Annotated in this window: 6 protein-coding genes; 4 read left to right on the top strand and 2 right to left on the bottom strand. The window is 70.2% G+C overall.

Annotation, left to right across the window (positions count from 1 at the left end; translation table 11 throughout):
- The first annotated feature begins 230 nt into the window (after positions 1-230).
- The 4 genes from N798_RS12205 (at position 231) to N798_RS12220 (ending at position 4,578) form a co-directional block, all read left to right on the top strand.
- Positions 231-974 carry an SGNH/GDSL hydrolase family protein gene (locus tag N798_RS12205; RefSeq protein WP_035948864.1) on the top strand — a complete coding sequence of 248 codons (744 nt, stop codon included), beginning with the start codon at positions 231-233 and terminating at the stop codon, positions 972-974.
- Between the two features lie 105 nt (positions 975-1,079).
- A complete protein-coding gene (locus N798_RS17460) occupies positions 1,080-2,576 on the top strand; it encodes a M15 family metallopeptidase (RefSeq protein ID WP_156971726.1) in 1,497 nt (498 codons plus the stop codon).
- A gap of 68 nt (positions 2,577-2,644) precedes the next feature.
- Positions 2,645-4,027: an MFS transporter gene (locus tag N798_RS12215; RefSeq protein WP_035948865.1), complete on the top strand. Its 1,383-nt coding sequence runs from the start codon at positions 2,645-2,647 to the stop codon at positions 4,025-4,027.
- Positions 4,028-4,215: 188 nt separating this feature from the next.
- Positions 4,216-4,578 carry an RNA polymerase-binding protein RbpA gene (locus N798_RS12220; RefSeq protein ID WP_035948866.1) on the top strand — a complete coding sequence of 121 codons (363 nt, stop codon included), beginning with the start codon at positions 4,216-4,218 and terminating at the stop codon, positions 4,576-4,578.
- 138 nt (positions 4,579-4,716) lie between these two features.
- Here N798_RS12220 and N798_RS12225 read toward each other — a convergent pair whose 3' ends face one another.
- Positions 4,717-5,217, bottom strand: coding sequence for an FxsA family protein (locus N798_RS12225; protein ID WP_229708261.1), 501 nt, complete (start codon positions 5,215-5,217; stop codon positions 4,717-4,719).
- On the bottom strand, positions 5,214-5,663 hold a 450-nt coding region (locus tag N798_RS18415), incomplete at its 5' end, for a glycosyltransferase family protein (RefSeq protein WP_035948867.1). The genes N798_RS18415 and N798_RS12225, both read right to left, overlap by 4 nt.

Raw genomic sequence — 5,663 nt, forward strand, 5'->3', positions numbered from 1 at the left:
GGCGCCGCGAGCGCGAGCGCCGCGGCGGTGGCGACGAGCGGGGTCGATCTGGGCAGACGGAGAGGCATGACTTGCTCCTAGTGAAGCGACGGTGGTCCACGAGCCGTTGTCACCCTCGCGGTGCCGGAACACCTCGGCAACAGGACGACCGTGCCTTGTCCGGTCGGCGCCCGACACCGGACAGGTCCACGTCACGGGCATCGGGACGCGCACGTGGAACACTGCACCCCATGAACGAGCGGTTGCAGAACGGCCTGATGGCAGGCTTGCTGGTTCTCACCCTCGTGCTCGTCGGGTTCTCCCTTCGAAGCCGAGGTCCCGAGGTCTCCGCCCCGCAGACCCGGTCGACCGCACCCACGTCCGCCGCGACCCCCTCCCCGACACCCTCCTCGACGGCCGTCGGGCCCGTCGTGTTCCTGGGCGACTCGGTCGCCGAGGGCAAGAGCGCCTCACGTCCCGACCGGCGCTGGACCGCCCTGGTGGCGGTCGAGCTCGGTCTCAAGGAGGTCAACCTGGGTCACACGCGCACCGGCTACGTGCGCACGGGTCCCGAGGGCTCCTGTGGGGACACGGCATGCCCCAACTTCGAGGACTCCGTGCCGTCGGTGGTCGCGGCCAAGCCGTCCGTCGTCGTCGTCACCGGTGGTGGCAACGACACCGGAACGGACCCGGAGCAGGTCGCGAAGGCGGCGACCGCGACGCTGGCCGCGCTGGAGAAGGAACTGCCCGACGCCGACATCTACGTCGTCAACCCGTGGTGGGACCTGCGACCGCAGCCGGAGTCCCTGAAGACGGTGACCGACGCCGTCATCGCGGCAGCGAAGTCCTCCGGCGTGACGTACCTCGACACCGGACAGCCTCTTGTGGGCAAGCCCGACCTCATGGTCGCGAGCGGGACGAACCCCAACGACACAGGCCACAGGACACTGGCGGATGCGGTCCTCAAGGCGATCGAAGCAGCACCGAACGGCTGACAGCCCAGAAGCCACCCTCTAGGCTGTTGCGGAGGAAAGCCGGGTCGCACGGCCCGGACTGCGCAGGAGCCGGCGACGTCTCGGGCTCCGGGAAGTGACTCCAGCATGCATCGCACGAGACTGTCGCGGTTCGCGACAGGCGCCGCTGCCACGGCAGCCCTCGTCGCCATGGGCATGAGCGCCGCCGTGGCGGAGCCGACGACCGAGCCGACGCCGGCCGTCACGTCCGAGCCCTCGACACCGACACCGACGCCGACACCCCCGGAGCCCACGCAGGAGCCGACGCCGACTCCGACCCCCGAGCCCACGACGGCGGCCCCGACGCCCACCACACCCCCATCGACGACCCCGCAGCCGACGGCCACGCCCCGGCCGACATCGACGCCCCGGCCGACGGGCACGCCGACGCCCACCCCGCGGCTCCCGTGGGAGCCCCCGGCTCCGGGCGAGACGGACGACGGACCCCGGTCCTTCGACCCAGACATCACCCTGAGCACCACCGAGCTCGCCAGGCAGGTCGCCGCCGCGGAGCAGATCTGGGCCCAGATCACCGCCTCCAACACCGGTCTCGCCGTCGCCCTCAAGGAGCTCCAGGGCCTCGCCGCGCAGTCCAACACGTTGCTCGAGTCGCTCACCACGGCCCGCACGACCGAGGCGGCCGCGACGGCCGCCGCCGCCCAGGCCAAGGTCGAGCTGGGAGTCCTCCAGGGCCGCCTCGACCGCGCTCGAGCCATCGTGCGCGAATGGGCTTTCCAGGCCTACTCCGAGGGCGGCAGCAGCGGCGAGCTGCTGTCGGTCCTCGACGCCATGCGGGCGGAGGAGGCCGAGGTCGGTGACCCCCTCGGCGACCTCTCCTACCTCACCGACCAGCGGGTCCGCGCAGTCGACGAGGTCCGCACGCTGACCGCCCGCCAGAACCACCTCACCGAGGTCCGCGCCGACGCGCAGAAGGCGGCCACCGACGCGGCCGCGACGATCGTGCGCGAGAAGGCAGCCCTCGACACGCTCGTCAAGACCCAGCAGACCAAGCTCGCCGCGCTCCAGAAGTCGCACTCCGCCGACGTCGCGAAGGCCGGTCCCATCGCCGCCTACCTCGCCGGCATACAGACTCCGGCGGCGAAGGCCGCCTACGCCAAGCTCGTCGACGTCCTCGGGTCCGCGATCACGACCTCGGGAATCGGGAAGCCCTGCACGACGGCGTCCACGAACTACCCCAACGGGCTCTTCCCGACGAGCGCCCTCTGCCCGCTGTGGCAGGCGCCCGGTGAGATGCTCTCGCCACGGGCCGCCGCGGCCTTCAACGCGATGAGCCAGGCCTACGCCCGCCAGACCGGCAGCCCGATCTGCGTCACCGACTCCTACCGGACGCTGAGCCAGCAGTACGTCACCAAGGCCAAGCGCGGCCGGTTCGCCGCCCGTCCGGGCACGAGCCGCCACGGCCTCGGCATGGCCCTCGACCTCTGCGGCGGCATCAACAACTTCGGCTCCCCGGCCCACCTCTGGATGAAGCAGAACGCTCCTCTCTACGGCTGGTTCCACCCGAGCTGGGCAGGTCCCGGCGGGGCCACCCCGGAGCCGTGGCACTGGGAGTTCGCGGGCTGACGCCGACACGCTGCGTTGAGTAGGCGTACTCGCCCTCGCGCGGTCCCCGGTGTGCCACAGTTCGGCTCATGACGACGCAGTCGGCCGACCCCTCCATCGACGAGTACGCGGACACGGCCCGCTACCAGCGGCCGTGGTACTGGTACGACTGGGCGAACTCGGCGTTCGTCACGACGACGGCCACCGTCCTCTTCGGCCCCTACCTCACGGCGATCGCGACCGAGGCGGCCTGCCCGGGACTGCCCGACGGCGCCGACTGCACGACCGACCTCAACGTCCTCGGGCTGCCCATCGACCCGGGCTCCCTGCACCCCTACACCGTCGGCTTCTCGACCTTCGTCGGCGCACTGCTGCTCATCTTCGTCGGCGCCATCGCCGACCGGACGAAGCGTCCGGCGCGGCTCATGGCCCTCTTCGCCGGCATCGGCGCGACCGCAGCCTCGCTCATGTTCTTCGTCGAAGGCACCAACTGGCAGCTCGGCGTGGTCCTGCTCATGGTCGCGAGCATCGCCCTCGGCGCCTCGCTCGTCGTCTACGACGCGATCCTCGTGCGCATCGCCCACCCGGACGACCGGGACAAGGTGTCCTCACGCGGCTGGGCCCTGGGCTACCTCGGCGGTGGCCTCCTCCTCGCCGTGAACTTCCTCATGCTCAGTGGGGCCGAGGACGACGAGGTGGGGCAGACCGTTCGCCTCAGCATGCTCATGGCCGGCCTGTGGTGGGGCCTGTTCACGCTCATCCCCGTCATCGGCATGTGGCAGATGCGCGGCGTCGAGAAGCCCGTCGTGGCGGCGAAGGCCGGAGTCGTCGGAGGCACGCTTCGTCAGCTCTCCGACACCTTCCGGCACCTGCTGGGGCTGCGCCAGACGCTGCTCTTCCTCGTCGCCTACATGTTCTTCAACGACGGCATCCAGACCGTCATCGGCCAGTCGAGCCTCTACGGCACGGCTGAGCTCGGCTTCTCCGAGACGACGATGCTCACCCTCTTCCTCATGGTCCAGTTCGTCGCGTTCGGCGGCGCCCTCGTCTTCGGTCGCATCGCCCGCCGGCTCGGCGCGTGGCGGACGGTCCTCGGCGGGATCGTCATGTGGGTCCTCGTCATCGTGGCGGCCTTCTTCGTCCCCGAGAAGGCCCTCGCCGCACTCTTCGCCCTCGGCGTCGGCATCGGCCTCGTCATGGGTGGCACCCAGGCGCTGAGCCGCTCGATGTACTCCCAGCTCGTCCCCCGCGACCGCGAGGCCGAGTTCTTCAGCCTCTACCAGGCACTCGAGCGCGGCACGAGCTGGTTCGGGGCCGTGATCTTCGGTCTCGTGCACCAGCTCACCGACTCCTACCGCCCCGCGATCCTCGCGCTCCTCGTCTTCTTCGTGCTCGGCGGCGTGCTGCTCTCCAAGGTCGACATGAGGCGCGGCATCCGTGAGGCCGGCAACGAGGTGCCGGCAGTCCTCTGAATCCGCTAGACTGATATGTCGCGCCGTTCACGGCGCGATCGGTCACACGGGGGAAACGAGCCCTGCCAGGCGGCAGTGACGTCGGTTGCTGCCTTCGGAACAACGAGTGTTCCTCATCCGTTTCACCCTGTGACACCCGGCGCACGGACCCTTCCGCCGGGATCCACGATTTCGTTGGGAGTAACCCCATGGCAGAACGCAGCCTGCGCGGCAGCCGACTCGGCGCCCTCAGCATGGAGACGGATGAGAACGTCGTTCCGAGCGAGCGACAGATCACGACCTACCTGTGCCCCCAGGGCCACAAGATCGAGCTTCCGTTCTCGATCGAGGCCGAGATCCCGTCGGTCTGGGAGTGCCGCTGCGGCGAGGAGGCCAAGCTCCAGGGCGGCGGCCCCGAGCCCGAGGCCAAGCCGGTCAAGCACGTCCGCACGCACTGGGACATGCTGCTCGAGCGCCGCTCCATCCCCGAGCTCGAGGAGCTTCTCGAGGAGCGCCTCACCCTCCTGCGCGCGTCGCGCGGCGAGAAGCCGGGCAAGAAGAAGTCCGCCTGACGCGGTTCTTCCCCCACAGACGACGTATGCCGTGTGCCCGCTCGGGCACACGGCATACGTGCGTTTCGGACGCTTTTCACGAGTGGATGCCCCACGGCGGGGCGGGTCCCTCGCCGTGGGGCAGTCAGCTGCGGGAGGTCAGTCGACGACCTCGCCACGGATCGTCCCCTGGGGTCCCGGTCCGTTGCCACCAGGGCCACGGCCCGGGAAGGGCACGGCCACGAGGACACGGCTGGAGACGAAGGCCTCGAGCAGCCGCCGTGCGAACACGCGGATGAAGGGCAGGACGAAGAAGAGGCCGATGACGTCGCTGACGAAGCCCGGCAGGAGCAGGAACGCACCGCCGATGAGGACGAGGGCGTTGTCCGCGATCTCGCGGCTGGGCATCCGCCCCGTTCTCGACGCCTCGCGCAGGGCCTTCCACGTGCGGGAGCCCTCCCGGCGCATGAGCCACGTCCCGAACAGGGTGAGCGCGAGCAGCGCGAGGATCGTCCAGCCGATGCCGATCGCCTTGCCCACGAGGACGAGCACCGTGATCTCGATGATCGGGGCGAGGACGAGCCCAACGAGCACGAAGGTGAGCCAGCGGGGCCGACGCTGACGTCGCGCATAGGGGGTGGAGCCGATCGGGTGGTTCACAACCTGTGCCAACGAGCGCGGCCGGCGAGCCGTTCCCTCAGCTGGTCGCCGCGGCGCTGAACGCCCCACACGGTGATGCGGGCGAGTGATTCCCGGACGATGTCCTGGTCCATCTTGGAGTCGCCGATCTCGCGCTCGACGAACGTGATCGGGACCTCGACGACGGTGAGGCCGGCGAGGACGGCCCGGCGGGTGAGGTCGACCTGGAAGCAGTAGCCGGCGGACTCGACGTTGTGCAGGTCGAGCCGGCGCAACGCCTCGGCGCGGTAGACCCGGTAGCCAGCGGTGGCGTCGTTGACGTCCATCCCGAGCAGGACGCGGGTGTAGATGTTGCCGCCGACGCTGAGCACCTTGCGGTGGGTCGGCCAGTTGACGACCTCCCCGCCCTTGACCCAGCGCGACCCGATGACGAGATCGGCGTCGTCGGCGGCGGTGAGAAGCCGGTG

Source organism: Knoellia flava TL1, from assembly GCF_000768675.1.
GTDB lineage: Bacteria > Actinomycetota > Actinomycetes > Actinomycetales > Dermatophilaceae > Knoellia > Knoellia flava.

Excerpts from the sequence above, each read along its gene's own strand:
- N798_RS12205 (WP_035948864.1), top strand. The coding sequence starts at position 231 with ATGAACGAGCGGTTGCAGAACGGCCTGATGGCAGGCTTGCTGGTTCTC.
- N798_RS17460 (WP_156971726.1), top strand. The coding sequence starts at position 1,080 with ATGCATCGCACGAGACTGTCGCGGTTCGCGACAGGCGCCGCTGCCACG.
- N798_RS12215 (WP_035948865.1), top strand. The coding sequence starts at position 2,645 with ATGACGACGCAGTCGGCCGACCCCTCCATCGACGAGTACGCGGACACG.
- N798_RS12220 (WP_035948866.1), top strand. The coding sequence starts at position 4,216 with ATGGCAGAACGCAGCCTGCGCGGCAGCCGACTCGGCGCCCTCAGCATG.